General features: G+C 41.7%; 2 protein-coding genes. Both read left to right on the forward strand.

All coding sequences use genetic code 11. From position 1 onward, the window contains the following. Nucleotides 1–116: 116 nt before the first annotated feature. Nucleotides 117–1,442, forward strand: coding sequence for a Glu-tRNA(Gln) amidotransferase subunit GatD (gatD, locus tag NTV63_03835; GenBank protein MCX6710052.1), 1,326 nt, complete (start codon nt 117–119; stop codon nt 1,440–1,442). A gap of 12 nt (nt 1,443–1,454) precedes the next feature. Then, the coding region (locus NTV63_03840) for a hypothetical protein (GenBank protein ID MCX6710053.1) at nt 1,455–1,635 on the forward strand (181 nt) is incomplete at its 3' end.

A 1,635-nucleotide genomic window follows, 5' to 3' on the forward strand; every position in this document is an offset into this window, starting at 1 on the left:
GGCATTACGCAACTGAGACAACAGGAGTAAAGGCGCTTATGCCGCTGTTAAAGGAAAAGTTTAATGTTGAGGTTGTTTTTATAGGAAACAATGTTCAGCTTTGAGAGTGATTTTTCATGGAAGAAAAGCTTGTTGAAAAAAATCTTGGAAGATATGCTGCAGTAAGAACAAAAAAGGGAGATTTTGAGGGAATCCTTATGCCCGAAACAGACGGCGCTCTTTTCATTAAGCTGAAAAACGGCTATAACATAGGGATAAACAAGCAGGATATTCTTTCAATTTCAGAGCTGAAGGAAAAAAGCGAAAAAATCGATAAGGAAAGCGAAATTAAAAAGGAAAAGCTTGTTGCAAAAAAGAATCTTCCCACAATCACAATACTTCATACCGGCGGGACAATTGCTTCAAGAGTGGACTATGAAACAGGAGCAGTGAAAGCCCAGTTCAGCCCAGAGGAGATTATTGAGCTTGTTCCAGAGCTTCAGGAATTTGCAAACATCAAAAGCAGGCTCATAAGGAACATGATGTCAGATGACATGAGATTTTCGCATTACAATCTGATTGCAGATGAGATAAAAAAAGAGATTGAATCTGGAACTGACGGCATAATAATAACGCACGGAACAGACACCCTTCACTATACTGGAGCCGCCCTTTCTTTCATGCTTGAGAATCTTTCAATTCCAGTAATCCTTGTGGGCTCTCAAAGAAGCTCGGACAGGGGAAGCTCTGATGCGGTTTACAATATCATTTCCTCAGCATACTTCGTTTCGCATTCAGATTTTTCAGGAGTTGCAATATGCATGCATTCAGAAATGAGCGATGAGTGGGCTGATGTTCTTCCCGCCTGCAAAACCAGGAAGCTTCATTCATCAAGGAGGGATGCTTTCAAGCCAGTTAATTCATCGCTGATTGCAAGAGTCAATTTCAGGGAAGAGAAGATTGAATTCATAAAAAAGGAATATCCCAAGAGGAACAAAGAAAGGAGTCTTTCAGTTACGCATTTCAATGAAAATCTTAAAATCGCAATTGTGAAATCCCATCCTAACATGAGCGCAGATGAGATTACTGCATTCCGGGGATTTGACGGAATTGTTTTGGAGGGAACTGGGCTGGGGCACATGCCCATTTCAGAGAATGATGAGCTCACAAAAGAGCACAGCAGGATTTTTTCCGCAATTGAGGAACTTTCAAAGAAAGGGATTGTTGCAATGAGCACCCAGACAATATTCGGAAGGGTTGACATGAATGTCTACAGCCCGGGAAGAAGGCTTGTCGAGGCAGGAGTTATAGGGAACTATTCTGACATGACTCCTGAAACCACTTTCATAAAGCTCGCATGGCTCCTTTCAAATTTCAAGAAGGCGGAAATTATAAAAGAGAATCTTCTCCTGAAAAATTTCAGGGGGGAGATTTCGGAAAGGAGCGGAACTGATTTTCTTTAGGTGAATATCTCAATGGAAGAATCTGAAATAAGCAAAAAGGGAGCATCTTTTTACGAAGAGATAGGGCTTAAGTCAGGGATTGAGATTCACCAGCAGCTCGAAGGAAAAAAGCTTTTTTGCAGCTGCCCTTCAACAATAAAGGAGGGCGAGCCTGACCTGATAATAAAGAGGAAACTCCGGGCAGTTGCAGGTG

It is taken from the genome of Candidatus Woesearchaeota archaeon (genome assembly GCA_026394965.1).
GTDB lineage: Archaea > Nanobdellota > Nanobdellia > Woesearchaeales > 0-14-0-80-44-23 > JAPLZQ01.

Excerpts from the sequence above, each read along its gene's own strand:
- gatD (MCX6710052.1), top strand. The coding sequence starts at position 117 with ATGGAAGAAAAGCTTGTTGAAAAAAATCTTGGAAGATATGCTGCAGTA.